14 protein-coding genes are annotated in these 14,423 nt (G+C 72.8%); 11 read left to right on the forward strand and 3 right to left on the reverse strand.

Annotation, left to right across the window (positions count from 1 at the left end):
* The first annotated feature begins 47 nt into the window (after positions 1 to 47).
* The 3 genes from ACN269_RS27140 to ACN269_RS27150 all read left to right on the forward strand — a co-directional run bounded on the left by ACN269_RS27140 (position 48) and on the right by ACN269_RS27150 (position 3,484).
* Positions 48 to 1,415, forward strand: a complete 1,368-nt coding sequence (locus tag ACN269_RS27140) for a hemolysin family protein (protein ID WP_421475078.1) — start codon at positions 48 to 50, stop codon at positions 1,413 to 1,415.
* Positions 1,412 to 2,476, forward strand: a complete 1,065-nt coding sequence (locus tag ACN269_RS27145; RefSeq protein ID WP_421475079.1) for a hemolysin family protein — start codon at positions 1,412 to 1,414, stop codon at positions 2,474 to 2,476. The genes ACN269_RS27140 and ACN269_RS27145 overlap by 4 nt, the downstream gene beginning before the upstream one ends.
* Before the next feature lie 78 nt (positions 2,477 to 2,554).
* Positions 2,555 to 3,484 (forward strand): sporulation protein, encoded by a 930-nt coding sequence (locus ACN269_RS27150; RefSeq protein ID WP_421475080.1) that lies wholly within the window; start codon positions 2,555 to 2,557, stop codon positions 3,482 to 3,484.
* Positions 3,485 to 3,531: 47 nt separating this feature from the next.
* Here ACN269_RS27150 and leuE read toward each other — a convergent pair whose 3' ends face one another.
* Together leuE and ACN269_RS27160 are read right to left on the reverse strand one after the other, a co-directional pair.
* Positions 3,532 to 4,203, reverse strand: coding sequence for a leucine efflux protein LeuE (gene leuE / locus ACN269_RS27155; protein ID WP_421476591.1), 672 nt, complete (start codon positions 4,201 to 4,203; stop codon positions 3,532 to 3,534).
* Complete coding sequence (locus ACN269_RS27160; protein ID WP_421475081.1) at positions 4,200 to 5,444, reverse strand: bifunctional pyridoxamine 5'-phosphate oxidase family protein/GNAT family N-acetyltransferase; 1,245 nt, start codon at positions 5,442 to 5,444, stop codon at positions 4,200 to 4,202. The genes leuE and ACN269_RS27160 overlap by 4 nt, the downstream gene beginning before the upstream one ends.
* A gap of 34 nt (positions 5,445 to 5,478) precedes the next feature.
* On the opposite strand from ACN269_RS27160, the gene ACN269_RS27165 reads away from it, so the two are divergent.
* Positions 5,479 to 6,819 carry an aminotransferase class I/II-fold pyridoxal phosphate-dependent enzyme gene (locus ACN269_RS27165; protein WP_421475082.1) on the forward strand — a complete coding sequence of 447 codons (1,341 nt, stop codon included), beginning with the start codon at positions 5,479 to 5,481 and terminating at the stop codon, positions 6,817 to 6,819.
* A gap of 247 nt (positions 6,820 to 7,066) precedes the next feature.
* Complete coding sequence (locus ACN269_RS27170; protein WP_421475083.1) at positions 7,067 to 7,762, forward strand: UdgX family uracil-DNA binding protein; 696 nt, start codon at positions 7,067 to 7,069, stop codon at positions 7,760 to 7,762.
* A gap of 26 nt (positions 7,763 to 7,788) precedes the next feature.
* On the opposite strand, the gene ACN269_RS27175 is transcribed toward ACN269_RS27170, so the two are convergent.
* The gene (locus ACN269_RS27175; protein WP_421475084.1) at positions 7,789 to 8,019 is read right to left on the reverse strand and encodes a hypothetical protein; all 231 of its coding nucleotides are present in this window, start codon (positions 8,017 to 8,019) and stop codon (positions 7,789 to 7,791) included.
* A gap of 89 nt (positions 8,020 to 8,108) precedes the next feature.
* Here ACN269_RS27175 and ACN269_RS27180 point away from each other — a divergent pair, with 89 nt between their 5' ends.
* From ACN269_RS27180 to ACN269_RS27205, 6 genes are all read left to right on the forward strand, one after another.
* Complete coding sequence (locus ACN269_RS27180) at positions 8,109 to 8,798, forward strand: TetR/AcrR family transcriptional regulator (RefSeq protein ID WP_421475085.1); 690 nt, start codon at positions 8,109 to 8,111, stop codon at positions 8,796 to 8,798.
* A gap of 110 nt (positions 8,799 to 8,908) precedes the next feature.
* Positions 8,909 to 10,513: an FAD-dependent oxidoreductase gene (locus ACN269_RS27185; protein ID WP_421475086.1), complete on the forward strand. Its 1,605-nt coding sequence runs from the start codon at positions 8,909 to 8,911 to the stop codon at positions 10,511 to 10,513.
* 100 nt (positions 10,514 to 10,613) lie between these two features.
* Positions 10,614 to 11,981 (forward strand): MFS transporter, encoded by a 1,368-nt coding sequence (locus ACN269_RS27190; RefSeq protein WP_421475087.1) that lies wholly within the window; start codon positions 10,614 to 10,616, stop codon positions 11,979 to 11,981.
* A 4-nt stretch (positions 11,982 to 11,985) separates the two neighbouring features.
* Complete coding sequence (locus ACN269_RS27195) at positions 11,986 to 12,186, forward strand: DUF3046 domain-containing protein (RefSeq protein ID WP_421475088.1); 201 nt, start codon at positions 11,986 to 11,988, stop codon at positions 12,184 to 12,186.
* Positions 12,187 to 12,371: 185 nt separating this feature from the next.
* Positions 12,372 to 13,418: a recombinase RecA gene (recA, locus tag ACN269_RS27200; protein ID WP_088990914.1), complete on the forward strand. Its 1,047-nt coding sequence runs from the start codon at positions 12,372 to 12,374 to the stop codon at positions 13,416 to 13,418.
* Positions 13,419 to 13,432: 14 nt separating this feature from the next.
* Positions 13,433 to 14,116: a regulatory protein RecX gene (locus tag ACN269_RS27205; RefSeq protein WP_421475089.1), complete on the forward strand. Its 684-nt coding sequence runs from the start codon at positions 13,433 to 13,435 to the stop codon at positions 14,114 to 14,116.
* Positions 14,117 to 14,423 lie beyond the last annotated feature (307 nt).

The following is a 14,423-nucleotide window of genomic DNA, read 5'->3' on the forward strand; positions in this document are numbered from 1 at the left end:
GCCCGGCATATCCCCGTCCCGACGGCCCCGGGAGCCCTGAGCGTCCCGTGTTGATCGTCGTCGGTCTTCTTCTCATCATCGTGCTCACCGCCGCCACCGGTTACTTCGTGGCGCAGGAGTTCGGCTACGTCGCCGTGGACCGGGGCAAGCTGCGCCAGCTCGCCGACGACGGCGACCAGGCCGCCGCCCGGGCCCTCGCCGTCACCAGCCGGCTCTCCTTCATGCTCTCCGGCGCGCAACTCGGCATCACCGTCACCGCGCTGTTGGTCGGTTACGTCGCCGAGCCGTACCTCGGTGGCGGCCTCGCCGACCTGCTCGGCGTCGCCGGCGTCAGCGAGTCCGTGAGCCTGCCGCTGTCGGTGGCGCTGGCCCTGATCATCGCCACCGTCGTGCAGATGGTCCTCGGCGAGCTGGCGCCCAAGAACCTCGCCATCGCCCGGGCCGAACCGCTGGCCCGGGCGCTGAGCCGGTCCACGCTCGTCTACCTGGCCATCGCCGGTCCGGTGATCCGGCTCTTCGACCGGGCGTCCATCCGGCTGCTGCGCCGGGTGGGCATCGAACCGATCGAGGAGCTGCCCAGCGGCGCTACCCCCGCCGACCTGGAACAGATCATCGCCGAGTCACGCGAGGAGGGCAGCCTGGACGCCGAGATGTCCACGCTGCTCGACCGAGGGCTCGACTTCCGTGAGCTGACCGCGGGTGAGGCCATGGTGCCCCGGGTCGACGTGCACACCGTCCGGGGGCACGAGCCGGTGAGCCGGGTGGTCGAGCTGCTGGACACCGGCCACTCGCGCTTCCCGGTGCGCGGCGCCGAGGGCGTCGACGACCTCCTCGGCATCGTGGGCATCGCCGACGTGTTGGGCGTACCGCCCGCCGAGCGGGCCACCACCCCGGTCAGCGCGGTGGCGGGGCCGCCGCTGCTCGTACCGGAGACCCTGCCCCTGCCCACGGTGCTGGACCGGCTGCGCTCCGGGCACCGGCAGATGGCCTGCGTGGTCGACGAGTACGGCGGCTTCGCCGGTGTGATCACGCTGGAGGACATTGCCGAGGAGCTGGTCGGTCCGATCCGGGACGAGGACGACCCGCCGGAGCGGGCGCCCGCCCGCCAGGACGACGGTTCCTGGGTGGTGCCGGCCCGCTGGCGGATCGACGAGGTCGCCGACAGCACCGGCATCGCGCTGCCTGAGGCGCCCGAGTACGACACGCTCTCCGGGCTGGTCATGCGGGAGCTGGGCCGGGTGCCGGAGGTCGGCGACCGGCTGGAGATCAGTCTGCTGCCCGAGGGCGTCGAGGCCGACGAGGACGAGGCGGAGCCCCGCGCGCTGGTCGAGGTGCTGGCCGTGGACCGGCACGTCGCCGACTCGGTACGGCTGCAACTCACCGACCGTGGCGAGCGACGCGAGGTGTCCGCATGAGCCCCGGCATCGCGTTGATCAGCTCCGGCGTCCTGCTGGGGCTGAACGGGTTCTTCGTGGCCGCCGAGTTCGCGCTGGTGGCCAGCAAGCGGTACCGGCTGGAGCAGGCGGCGGCCAGTGGTGGCCGGGCGGCCCGGGCCGCGCTGGACGGCGTCCGCGAGCTGTCGCTGATGCTGGCCGGGGCGCAGCTCGGCATCACCCTGTGCACCCTGGGCCTCGGTGCGCTGGCCGAGCCGGCGATCGAGCACCTGGTCAGCCCGCTACTGCACGCGGTCGGGCTGCCCGACGCGGCCAGTCACGTCATCGCCCTGGTCTTCGCCCTCGGATTGGTGACCTTCCTGCACCTGGTGGTGGGGGAGATGGCCCCGAAGTCGTGGGCGATCACCGACGCCGAACGCTCGGCGACGCTGCTCGCGCTGCCGTTCCGGGCCTTCGCCCGGGTGTCCCGGCCGGTGCTGTCCGCGTTGAACGCGCTGGCCAACTCGATCCTGCGCCTGGTCGGCGTCCACCAGCAGGACCAGTTGGCCCAGGTGCACGGCCCGGACGAGCTGCGGATCCTGCTGGAGCAGTCCCGCGAGCACGGGCTGCTCGGCGCGGAGCAGCACCAACTGCTCACCAGCATGCTGGAGTTGCAGGGCACGTCGGTGGCGCAGGTGATGGAGCCGTTCGCCACCATGGTCACCGTCCGGCGCGACGACCCGGCCGAGCGGATCGAGCAGGTCAGCCGGGACAGCGGCCGGTCGCGGCTGGCGGTGCTGGACTCCGGCGGCGACGTCTGTGGTCTGGTGCACGTCCGGGAGGCGGTACGGGTGGTCACCACCGGCCGGGCCGCGACGGCCGGGGAGCTGATGACACCGGCGTTCACCCTGCCGGCGACGTCCTCGGTCACCGAGGCGGTGGCCGCGATGCGCGCCCGGCAGTCGCAGCTCGCGCTGGTGCGCAACGGTGGTGGCCCGGCCCGCCCGATCGGCTTCGTCGCGCTGGAGGACCTGTTGGAGGAGGTCATCGGCGAGTTCGACGACGAGACCGACACGGTGCCGCGCGGCCGGCGGCTGCGCTAGGCAGACCGCACTTTCCGCAAGTTCCGGGTGACCCCCCGCCAGGTCGGCGAGAGTTGAGGTGACCTGGCGGGGGGCGCGATGCGGTTGACGGGGGTGTCTCGGGAGTCCGGCTGGACCGGGCTGTCCGTGCAGACCACGCTGGGAAACCCGAGCACCCGTCCGGGCCTGCGCCTGCCCGGTCGGGTGACCCTCGCCGCCGGTCCGGACGACGTGCTCGTACGCCACATCCGGCTCGGCCTGGTCACGACGGTCGAGCCGGACGACCCGGCGGCCCCCCGACGCCTCATGCAGTTCTTCCAGCTGCCGATCGCCGGGCGGTTCGTGGTCCCGGCGGGGCGCCGCCGGGCGGTGGACTTCGCGTTGCCGCTGCCCTGGGAGACCCCGGTGACCACCTTCGGCGGGGTGCCGTTGCTCAGTCTGCGGATGGGTCTGCGGACCGAGGTGTCCGTCGACCCGGACCTGGACCAGGGCGCCATGGTGCCGGTCTTCGTGCACCCGGTCCCCACCCAGCAGCACGTGCTGGCGGCGTTGGACACGCTGGGCTTCTCGATCCGCCAGGCCGGGCTGGTGGAGGGCGGCCTGCCCGGGGTGGAGCACGCTCTACCGCTGCACCAGCGGTGGGGCTACTGGGTGGGGCCGCTCTACGCCGGGCCGATCACCGAGCTGGAGCTGATCTTCGTAACGAACTCGGTGGGCATCGAGGTAATCACCTGGATGGACCGGCGGCTGGCCCTGGCCGGCATCACCCACCAGAGCATCAGCCGGTTCCGCATCTGGCACGCCGACGCCGGACAGCGGGACTGGGTCGCCACCGTGGACGGCTGGCTGCGCCACGCCATCAACCGCCACGCGGCGGCCGCCGCCCACGCCGACTGGTCCGCCCAGATCGGCCATTCCGCCCACGTGAGCCGCCACCCCGACGCCCCGATCAAACCCGGCTACGGCCTCGGCGGCACAGCAGGAGGAGCCGGCGTGGGCGGCGGCTCCGGCGGCGGCGACGGCACCTGAAGCCCCCGATCCTCGCCCTCGCGCGCCCGCGGCGGGGTCGGGGTGGGTCAGCCGGCGGTGGCGGTGGCTAGTTTGACGCTGAAGGCCAGGAAGAGCGTTGCCACTGCCGTGGTGCCGCCTACCGCCAGGCGACGGCGGCGACGGAACTGGGCCGCCAGGAACGTGCCCGCGAAGATCAGCGCGGTCAGGTAGAGCGCGCTGGTGACCTGGGCGATCAGGCCGAGCAGCAGGAACGACAGCGCCGGCCAGGCGTACTCGGGGTCGACGAACTGGATGAAGAACGAGATGAAGAAGAGGATCGCCTTCGGGTTCAGCAGGCTGATCACCAGCGCCTTGCGGAAGGGGCTGCGCAGCTGCGCCGGCTCGGCGGCGTCGATGAGCCGCGGCGTGGTCGGGTCGTTGCGGTCGCGCCAGCGCCGCCAGGCGCCGCGCAGCATGGTCAGCCCGACATAGCCGAGGTACGCGGCACCGGCGTACTTGATCACCAGGAACAACGGTGGGTACGCCTTGAGCAGCGACGCCACCCCGGCGGCGGAGAGGACCATCAGCACCCCGTCGCCGACGAACACCCCGCCCGCCGCCCGGTAGCCGGCCCCCACGCCCCGTTTGGCGGCGGTGGAGAGCACGAAGAGCGAGTTCGGCCCGGGCAGCAGGATGATGGCCACGGTGCCCAGCACGTACGTCCAGATGTCGGTGATCCCCAGCACGCCCGCCATCATCCGGCCGCCGGTGCCGTCCGGCGAAGCCTTTTCCGCAGCGTGGCCTGTGCGTTCGGCCACTCGTCGACGGTCATCGCGTACTGCACCGTGTCCCGCCACGAGCCGTCCGGACGCTGGCGGTGCATCCGCAGCACCCCCTCCCGGGTCGCGCCGAGCCGTTCGATGGCCGCCTGGGACCGCACGTTGCGGATGTCGGTGTGCCAGGCCACCCGTACCGCGCCCAGCTCGTCGAAGGCCCGGCCGAGCAGCAGCAGCTTGGCCTCGGTGTTGATTCCGGTACGCCACCACGGACGGCCGAGGAAGGTGTGTCCGATCGCCACCGACCGCCGTTCCGGGTCGATCTCGTAGTACGAGGTGCTGCCGACCACCGTCCCGGTCGCCGCGCAGCGCTGCACCCAGGGCACCCGCTCGCCGCGCTGCTGCGCGTCGAGCGCGGCGGCGATCACCGCGGCGGTCCCGGCCGGCTCGGTGGGGCGCGGGACGGTCAGGTGCCGCCAGACGTCGTCGTCGGCGGTGGCGGCGTGCAGGTCGTCGGCGTGTGTCAGGTCCAGCGGTTCCAGCCGGACGTGCTCGCCGTTCAGCGGCACCGGGTCGTGCCAGGGCGTACGGATCGTCCGCAGGTACGGCGGCAGCGGCGCGGTGATCCCGGCGGCGGACTCCGGCAGCCCGGCGGTCAGTCGCAGTGGCAGGACGCCGGCCCAGTGCGGTAGGTGCAGGTCGGCCTGGTCCTCGCGGACGCCGCCGGTGCGCGACCGGACGGACACCTCGTGCAGGGGTAGCGCCAGCACGGCGGTCTCGGCCAGTTCGCGCCGGTTCGGCGGGCGGCTGTCCGTGCTGCGGCCCGCGCCCACCTTGTCGACGAGCGCGGTGAGCATCGCGCTCTTCTCCGCGGCGTCGGTGACCAGTCGGGCGGTGCCGTGCGCGACCACCGAGCGGTAGTTGGCGCTGTGGTGGAACTGGGAGCGGGCGTAGACCAGCCCGTCGAGCAGGGTGACCGCGACGCAGACGGCCAGCCCTTCGCCCCGGGCGGCGAGCAGCGGGCGACTGCCGGTGGAGCCGTGCAGGTAGAGGGTGTCGCCGACGCGGACGTGCAGGGTGGGCAGTACGCGGGGCTCGCCGTCCACGGTGAAGCCGAGCGCGCAGTGGTACGCCTCGTCGAGGATGGCGTGTGCCGCCTCGCGGTCGTAGCTCATCCGCTCGCGGGAGCGGGTGGCGGTGGTCCGGGCGGTGGGTGGATACATGCGCGCCCCTTTGTTCTAGTACAATCCTGTATTTGTGTCAGCACGCTATCAGTTCACCGGGACGACGGCCGCCACGATTTCGGCCAGCATCGAGTCGGGCATCCGTACCGGCACGCTGCCACCCGGCGCGGCCCTGCCGCCGGTACGGGCCCTCGCCGCCGAACTCGCCGTCAGCCCGGCGACCGTCGCCCGCGCCTACCAGGAGCTGCGCCAGCGGGGCGTGCTCGTCACCGCCGGCCGGCACGGCACCCGCGTCCGCCCCCGCCCGCCGGTGGCCGCCCGTCGCTCCGCGCTGCGCCCCGCGCCCCTGTCCGGCGCCCGTGACCTGTCCCGGGGCGAACCCGACCCCCGGCTGCTGCCCCCGATCGGCCCGCACCTGGCCGCGCTCGCCGCCGACGCCGGCCCGCCGATCGGCTACTCGCAGGCCGGAGTGCTCCCGGAACTGGCCGAGCTGGCCCGCGCCCGGCTGCGCGCCGACGGCGTACCCGCTGACGACCTCACCCTCACGGGTGGCGCGCTGGACGGCATCGAACGCCTCCTCGGCGCCCACCTGCGCCCCGGCGACGCGGTCGCGGTGGAGGACCCCGGCTGGGCCAACCTGCTCGACCTGGTCGCCGCCCTCGGGCTGCGACCGATCGGCGTACCGCTGGACGACGAGGGGCCGCTTCCGGCCGGGGTGGCGGCCGCGCTGACCGCCGGGGCGCGGGCGCTGGTGGTCACCAGCCGCGCCCAGAACCCGACCGGCGCGGCCGTCTCCGCCACCCGCGCCGAGGAGCTGCGCGCGCTGCTCGCGGGGCGGCGGGACCTGCTTCTCGTCGAGGACGACCACGCCGCCGAGCTGGCCCGCGTACCCCTGCACCCGCTGGCCGGCGCGACCGCGACCTGGGCCTTCGTGCGGTCGGTGAGCAAGCCCTTCGGCCCGGACCTGCGACTGGCGGTGCTGGCCGGCGACGAGACGACCGTGGCCCGGGTGACCGGCCGGACACGGGTCGGCGCCGGCTGGGTGTCCACCGTGCTGCAACGGCTGGTGCTGGCCCTGTGGCGGGATCCGGCGGTCGACGACCTCGTGGGCCGGGCGGCGCAGAGCTACGAGCTGCGGCGCGAAGGGCTGGTGGCCGCGCTCGCCGAGCACGGCCTGCCCGCCCATGGACACAGCGGCATCAACGTCTGGCTGCCGGTGCCGGACGAGACCAGCGCGGTGACCGCGTTACGCGATGCGGGTTGGGTGGTGGCGCCCGGCGCCCTCTACCGGATCGCCGCCCCGCCCGCCGTGCGCGTCACCGTCAGTTCGCTGGCCGTCGAGGACCTGACGCCCCTGGCCGCCGCCCTGGCGCGCGCGGCCCACCCCGGTCCACCGTCCGGGTTCGCCACCTGACCGGTCGAGAGGTTTGCCGGGTGCGTGACGGGTATGCGCGCCGGTGGAGGTGGCTGACATGGCTTCAGGCGGCAATCGAGGGCTCTGGATCGGGGTCGCGGTCGCGGTCATCGTGATCATCATCGTGCTGATCGCGCTCGCGTCGTGCGGTGGTGGCGGCGGGGGTGGCGGCTACTGAGGCAGTCGGCCCGATCCTCGTCGGGACCGTACCCGGCACCACGTACCGAACGGGTATATAACAGTCGGCATGACCGACGACGCCCCCGGTGCCCAACGGTTCATCCCTCCCGATGCCGACACCATCGACGAGTTGCGTGCGGCCTCGGGCGGCTGTCGTGGCTGCGAGCTGTACCGGGACGCCACGCAGACCGTCTTCGGGCGGGGTGACGAGAGCGCCCGCGTGGTGCTGGTGGGCGAGCAGCCCGGCGACATGGAGGACCAGAAGGGTCTGCCCTTCGTCGGTCCGGCCGGTCGGCTGCTGCGCCGGGCCGTCGACGACGCCGGCCTCGACCCGGCCGCGCTGTACCTCACGAACGCGGTGAAGCACTTTCGTTTTGAGGTGCGCGGCAAGCGGCGCATCCACCAGACGCCGGACCGGATCCACATCGCCGCCTGCCGTCCCTGGCTGATCGCCGAGTTCGCCCGGCTCGACCCGGCGGTCGTCGTGGTGCTCGGCGCCACCGCCGCCAAGGCGCTGCTCGGCCCGTCCTTCCGGGTGACGAGGCAGCGCGGTGAACTGCTGCCCTGGCCCGCGTCGGCCCAGCATCCCGAGGAGTTCCAGCGGGTCCCGGTGGACAGCGCCGGCACGGTGACCGACGCCCCGTCGACCCGGCTGCTGGCGACCATCCACCCGTCCGCGGTGCTGCGCGCGGACGACCAGGACGCCGCGTACGCGGGGCTGGTCGCCGACCTCACCGTCGCCGCCCGCGCCCTCGCCGGATAACCGCCCGGCTCGCGTCGAGCGGGGCGTCAGCCGGCGGTGTCGGAGTAGACCTCGACGTCGTAGAGCAGTTGGACGTTGCGGCGGCCGTTAGTGACGCCCACGAAGACCGGCTCCCCGGCCGGGGTGCGGCCCTGCCGCCACGCCTGTTCCCGGGCCGCCTCCCGCGACTCGTGATGGCTCCTGCCTTCCTGGTGCAGCTGCAGGACGCGCCGAGCGGTGCTCCGGTCGCTGTCGACGTGGACGCGCAGAAGAGGCATGGGGGGACCTCCGTGCGAGGGCGGATGTACGCGTGTTCAGGCAGCTTACCGATGTTAAATTTCCTGTCCACCCGTATTAGGGTGACCGCATGACAGAGCGCCGCCCTCCCTCGTCGGTGTGGCTACGCCCGGCGCCCTCCCGGGCACCGCGCCGGCCACCACTGACGATCGACCGGATCGTGGCCGCGGCCGTCGACCTGCTCGACGAGCACGGCGTCGACGGCCTCACGATGCGCAGCCTCGCCCAACGCCTCACCGTGACGGCGACCGCGCTGTACTGGCACGTGCGGACCAAGGACGACGTGCTGGACCTGGCGATGGACCAGATCTTCGGCGACGTGCCGATTCCCGACGCGACCGACGACTGGCCGGAGGACATCCGCGTCCTCGTCCGCGGCTGGCGCTCCGCCATGCTCCGGCATCCCTGGGCGCCGGGCCTGGTCGGGCGTCCGATGCTCGGCCCCAACGTGCTGGCCCGCACCGAGTTCCTCCAGGCGGCGCTGGTGCGCGGCGGCTGCCGTGGCCGCCACCTCGCGGTGGCCACGCGAACACTTGCCAACTACGTCATCGGTGCCTCGCTCACCGAAGCCACGTGGCGCAGCAGCGCCGACCCGGAGGCGCGGGCCGCCGCCCGCGACCGGGTCACCGCGCACGCCGAGGACTACCCGACCCTCAACGCCTCCGGCCACCTCGACGACTCCCGGTGGGGCGACGACCTGCTGTTCGACGAGGGTCTGGACGGCGTGCTCCGTTCGGTGGCGCGACGCCCACCGTCCTGAGTGTCCCGACCCGGCCCGGACGCCTGATACCTACCGGAAACGGCGTTGCGTGAACGCTGTAACAGGCCCTCCACAGACTCAGATGAGTCGATCTTGTAGGGGAGGCGTTCATGAGCGATCAGACGCAGTCGACGGTGAGCCGGCGTGGATTCCTGCGCGCGGTCGGGGTCAGCGGCGGGGCGGGCGCGATGCTCGCCACGATGGGCGCCATGGGTCTCGCGCCCAGTGCCGCCGCGTCGACGACCCCGGCCTTCCGGGCGCCGGAACCGTCCGACTTCACGCTGTCCGGGCGGCCGGGTGCCAGCGTCGTCGTGCTGGGCGGTGGCATCGCGGGGCTCACCACCGCGTACGAGCTGGGCAAGGCGGGTTACCACTGCACGGTCCTGGAGGCGCGGCACCGTGTCGGCGGGCGGAACCTGACCATCCGTGGCGGCGACGTCGAGACCGACCTCGACGGGCACACCCAACGGGCCGGCTTCTCCGACGGCGTCTACTTCAACGCCGGCCCGGGGCGGATCGCGCAGTGGATGGTCACCATGGACTACTGCCGGGAGCTGGGCGTACCCGTCGAGGTCTTCACCAACCAGAACGCCGACGCCTGGATCTACAACGAGTCCGCCGGGATGACCGAACCGGTCCGCTACCGCACCGCCAAGGCCGACGTCTACGGCTACGTCTCCGAACTGCTCGCGAAGGCCACCGACCAGGGTGCGCTGGACGCGCGGCTCAGCGCCGAGGACCGGGAGCGGCTGCTGTCGTTCCTGCAGAGCTTCGGCGCGATCGGCGGACGGGCCAGCGACTGGGCGTACACCGGGACCAGTCGCCGCGGCTTCGCCGCGTACCCCGGCGCGGGCAACGACGTCGGCAGCGTGCTCGGTGCGCCACCGGCGCTCGCCGACGTCTTCGCCAGCAACGTGGGCCGGTACTTCTCCTTCGAGTTCGGCTACGACCAGGCGATGCTGATGTTCCAACCGGTCGGCGGGATGGACCAGATCCCGCGCGCCCTCGCCAAGGCCGTCGGCGGGCACCGGATCCGCCTCAACGCCGAGGTGACCGGAGTGACGGACCGGGGCAGCCGGGTCGAGGTGACCTATCGCCAGGGCGGCCGGCTGTCGCAGATCACCGCCGACTACTGCGTGGCCGCGCTGCCACCGCACCTGATGGCCCGGGTGCCGCACAACCTCGGCGTCGACGTGACCGCCGCGCTGGCCGACTTCCCCGTCACCGCCGCCGGCAAGATCGGCCTGGAGTACCGCAGCCGCTGGTGGGAGACCGACCAGCGGATCTACGGCGGCATCACCGAGACCGACCTGGACCTGTCGCACATCTGGTACCCGTCCTACGGCTTCCACGGCAAGCGGGGCCTGGTCGTCGGCTACTACAACACCGGGGCGAACGCTCGGGCGTACAGCGGGCTCACCCCCGAGCTGCGCCGGGAGCGGGCGGTCAGCCAGGGCGTGAAGATCCACGGCGACAAGTACCGCAGCGAGCTGGTCACCTCGTACTCGCACGCCTGGGACCGGACCCGCTACATCGAGGGCGCGTGGACCTCGCCCCGGTACGGCACCGCCGGATACGACCTGCTGCTCCAGCCGGCCGGGCGGGTCTACTTCGCCGGGGACTGGCTCAGTCACGAGGTGGCCTGGCAGCACGGCGCGTTCGTGGCGGCCCGCGCGGCGGTGTCGTCCCTGCACCAGCGGGTGATGACCGGCTGACGTCCACGCGCCCGCCGATCCTGCCGGTCGGCGGGCGCGGGGCGTCGGGGCCGGAGTGGGTGCGCGAGGATGGGGGCGTCCCCGTCCTTGAGGAGCGCCGATGGCCACCGACCTGACCGAGCCGCGTACCGCCGCCCGACTCGACGTCGCGCCGATCCAGCGGCGCACCATGCGGCTGCTCTTCAGCACCCAGATCATCGGCGGCATCGGCGTGACCATCGGCATCTCCGTCGGCGCGCTGCTCGCCGCCCGGGTCGCCGGCACCGCGCTGGCCGGCGTCGCGCAGAGTGCCGGGGTGGTCGGTGCGGCGCTGCTCGCCGTCCCGGTCACCCGGATCATGGCCCGGCACGGTCGCCGACCCGGCCTGGTGCTGGCGTACGCGGTGGGCGCCGTCGGTGGCGTCCTCGTGGTGTTGGCGGCGGCCGCCCGCTCGGTGCCGCTGCTCCTTCTCGGCATGCTGCTGTTCGGTGGCGGCACCGCCGCCAACCTCCAAGCCCGCTACACCGCCGTGGACCTCGCCGAGCCGGCCCGTCGAGGTCGCCAGCTCTCGCTGATCGTCTGGGCCACCACCATCGGCGCGGTGGCCGCGCCGAACTTCGCCGCCCTGGCCGACCGGGTGACCACCGGCTGGGGGCTGCCCGCCCTGGCCGGCCCGTTCGCGTTCAGCGCGGCGGCGTTCGTGCTGGCTGCCGTCGTACTCCTCGGCCTGTTGCGGCCCGACCCACTGCTCACCGCGCGGCGACTCGCGGCGGCCGACGCCGCATCCGTGCCCGACGGTCACGGGCCGGTCGCCGCCGTGCCGGCGGGCGGTGGCGTCGGGCCGGCCGCCGCGCCGGTCGGTGCCCGCGCGCCGCGCGGCGCCGGGATGCGGGCGGCCTGGTCGGTGGTACGCGCACAGCCCGCCGCCCGGCTCGGCATCGCCGCGGTGGCGGTGGGTCACCTGGTGATGGTGGCGGTGATGGCGATGACCCCGGTGCGGCTCGGTGAGTCGCACGCCGACGCCGACGTGCTGCGGCTGGTCGGGATCGTGCTGAGTCTGCACATCGCCGGCATGTACGCGTTCTCCCCGGTCGTCGGCTGGCTCACCGACCGGCTCGGTCGGCGGGCCGTGATCCTGGGCGGGGTCGGGCTGCTGCTGGCCGCCTGCGCGGTGGCCGGTACCGCCGGGCACCACACGCCCCGGCTCTCGGTCGGCCTCGTCCTGCTCGGGCTGGGTTGGTCGGGGACGATGGTGGCCGGCTCGACGCTGCTCTCCGAGTCGGTGTCGGCCGGTGTGCGACCGAGCGTCCAGGGGTTCTCCGACATGATCATGGGGCTGGCGGGCGCGAGTGCCGCGGTGCTCAGCGGGTTTGTCATGCAGGTGGCCGGTTATCCGGTGCTCACCCTGCTCGCGGCGGTCGCGACCGTGCCCCTGGTGGCGCTAGCGTTGCGCCCGGTGCCGACCGGGGCGCCGGGTGAGGAGGATTGATCACGTGCGGCTGACCGACTTCTGGGCGCGGTTGGAGGAGGCGTTCGGGCCGGGCTATGCGGCCAGCATCGCCCGGGATCAGGTGCTGTCCCAGCTTGGCGGCCGGACCATCGAGCAGGCGTTGTCGGCGGGGGAGCGGACGAGCGTGGTGTGGCGGGCGGTCTGCGCCGCGTATCCCGACCGAGTACCCGCGCGACTACGCTGAGCAGCGTTTTCGCCGGTTCCGCGTGTCGCTTGTCGAGTCGTACACCTGTTCGGCTATTGTCCACAGCGGGGTGCTCGTCCACAGCTCACGGCCCGTCGGCTGGTTTTCTGTCGGACCTAGCGCCTAGCGTGTCCCGCGTGACGCGAAGCTCAGCAAAGACGCCGGCGAAGGCAGGGGTGGCAACCATGGCAGCAGGGCCTGACCGGGAGAAGGCACTCGACCTTGCTCTCGCTCAGATCGACAAGCAGTTCGGCAAGGGCTCGGTGATGCGGCTGGGAGAGCGGCCGGTCGTCCAGACCGCCGTGATCCCGACCGGCTCGATCGCGCTCGACGTGGCGCTCGGTGTGGGCGGTCTCCCGCGCGGTCGGGTGATCGAGGTCTACGGCCCCGAGTCCAGCGGTAAGACCACGGTGGCCCTGCACGCCGTGGCGAACGCCCAGCGCAACGGCGGCATCGCCGCCTTCATCGACGCCGAGCACGCGCTTGACCCGGAGTACGCGAAGGCTCTCGGCGTCGACACCGACGCGATGCTGGTCTCCCAGCCGGACACCGGCGAGCAGGCGCTGGAGATCGCGGACATGCTGATCCGCTCCGGCGCTCTGGACATCATCGTGATCGACTCCGTGGCGGCCCTGGTGCCCCGCGCCGAGATCGAGGGCGAGATGGGCGACAGCCACGTGGGTCTCCAGGCCCGGCTGATGAGCCAGGCGCTGCGCAAGATCACTGGTGTGCTCAGCAACACCGGCACCACGGCGATCTTCATCAACCAGCTCCGGGAAAAGATCGGCGTGATGTTCGGCAGCCCGGAGACCACGACCGGTGGTCGGGCGCTGAAGTTCTACGCCTCGGTCCGGCTGGACGTGCGCCGCATCGAGAGCCTCAAGGACGGCACCGACGTGGTCGGTAACCGCACCCGGGTCAAGGTCGTGAAGAACAAGGTGGCCGCGCCGTTCAAGCAGGCCGAGTTCGACATCATGTACGGCAAGGGCATCTCGCGTGAGGGCTCGCTGATCGACGTCGGCGTGGAGCAGGCGATCATCCGCAAGTCCGGTGCGTGGTACACGTACGACGGCGACCAGCTCGGCCAGGGCAAGGAGAAGGCCCGGGAGTTCCTGAAGGAGAACCCGGACGTGGCCGCCGAGATCGAGAAGAAGATCCTGGAGAAGCTCGGCGTCGGGGTCGGCGCGGGCGACGCCGCCGGTGGCCCGGAGCTGCCGCCGGTCGACTTCTGATCGGTCGCTGACCGATGGCAGGACGACGCGCCCGTACGGGGCGGGGCTGGGATGCCAGTCCGCCTCGTACGGGCGACGCCGCCGATCCGCCGCGCCCCCGCCGCGGCGGGCGTGGGGCCGAGTCGCCGGACGACGAGCAGTCGTCCACACCGCGCGACGAGTCCGAGCTGGCTCGCGAGATCTGTCTGCGCCAACTCGCCGTGCGGCCGCGTACCCGCGCCGAGCTGGCCGGGGCGCTGGCCAAGCGGGGCATCTCCGAGGAGGTGTCGGCCGAGGTGCTCGACCGGTACGACGAGGTCGGCATCATCGACGACGCCGCTTTCGCCCGGGCCTGGGTGTCGAGTCGACACTCCGGGCGCGGTCTCGCCCGCCGGGCGCTCGCCAACGAGCTGCGCCGCAAGGGCGTGGACGGCGAGGTGGCCACCGAGGCGCTGGGTGAGCTGGACGAGGAGACCGAGGCAGAGACCGCCCGGGCCCTGGTGGAGCGCAAACTGCGTACCGCCCGTGGTGAGCCGGACGCGGTCTTCCGCCGGCTGGTGGGCATGCTGGCCCGCAAGGGTTACCCGCCCGGCGTGGCCATCCGGGCGGTGAAGGAGGCGCTCGCCGCGCAGAGCGCCGAGGCGGCCGAGTTCGCCGAGCAGATCGACGCCGACGCCCTGGCTGACGCCGAGGGCGAGCTGGAGCGGGACAGTCGCTGACGCGACTCGCGCGGTCGGACGTGCACGACGACGCCCGTGGGTCGCAGGCGTCACATCGGAGAGCCGTGGGCCGCACCTGTGCGGTCGCTGAACAGGCATGACGACCGAATGCAGACGTCGGCTCGTCGTCTTTGTCCCCCCGTGTCCGACACGACATCAGCTTTGCGTGACGCTGCAACTTCTCTCCGTTCGGGGGGTTTGATCATGAGTCCTTGACCAGACCGCCCTCGGAGACCTAGCCTCGCCATACAGGCTCACATTGCCCGACCATCGCAGGCTAAGCGCACAACATAGATCTCGTAACAGA

Origin of the sequence: Micromonospora sp. WMMD736 (assembly GCF_049179015.1) — a bacterium.
GTDB lineage: Bacteria > Actinomycetota > Actinomycetes > Mycobacteriales > Micromonosporaceae > Micromonospora.

Excerpts from the sequence above, each read along its gene's own strand:
- ACN269_RS27185 (WP_421475086.1), top strand. The coding sequence starts at position 8,909 with ATGAGCGATCAGACGCAGTCGACGGTGAGCCGGCGTGGATTCCTGCGC.
- ACN269_RS27175 (WP_421475084.1), bottom strand. The coding sequence starts at position 8,019 with ATGCCTCTTCTGCGCGTCCACGTCGACAGCGACCGGAGCACCGCTCGG.
- ACN269_RS27170 (WP_421475083.1), top strand. The coding sequence starts at position 7,067 with ATGACCGACGACGCCCCCGGTGCCCAACGGTTCATCCCTCCCGATGCC.
- ACN269_RS27205 (WP_421475089.1), top strand. The coding sequence starts at position 13,433 with ATGGCAGGACGACGCGCCCGTACGGGGCGGGGCTGGGATGCCAGTCCG.
- leuE (WP_421476591.1), bottom strand. The coding sequence starts at position 4,203 with ATGATGGCGGGCGTGCTGGGGATCACCGACATCTGGACGTACGTGCTG.
- ACN269_RS27145 (WP_421475079.1), top strand. The coding sequence starts at position 1,412 with ATGAGCCCCGGCATCGCGTTGATCAGCTCCGGCGTCCTGCTGGGGCTG.
- recA (WP_088990914.1), top strand. The coding sequence starts at position 12,372 with ATGGCAGCAGGGCCTGACCGGGAGAAGGCACTCGACCTTGCTCTCGCT.
- ACN269_RS27160 (WP_421475081.1), bottom strand. The coding sequence starts at position 5,444 with ATGTATCCACCCACCGCCCGGACCACCGCCACCCGCTCCCGCGAGCGG.
- ACN269_RS27180 (WP_421475085.1), top strand. The coding sequence starts at position 8,109 with ATGACAGAGCGCCGCCCTCCCTCGTCGGTGTGGCTACGCCCGGCGCCC.
- ACN269_RS27190 (WP_421475087.1), top strand. The coding sequence starts at position 10,614 with ATGGCCACCGACCTGACCGAGCCGCGTACCGCCGCCCGACTCGACGTC.
- ACN269_RS27150 (WP_421475080.1), top strand. The coding sequence starts at position 2,555 with ATGCGGTTGACGGGGGTGTCTCGGGAGTCCGGCTGGACCGGGCTGTCC.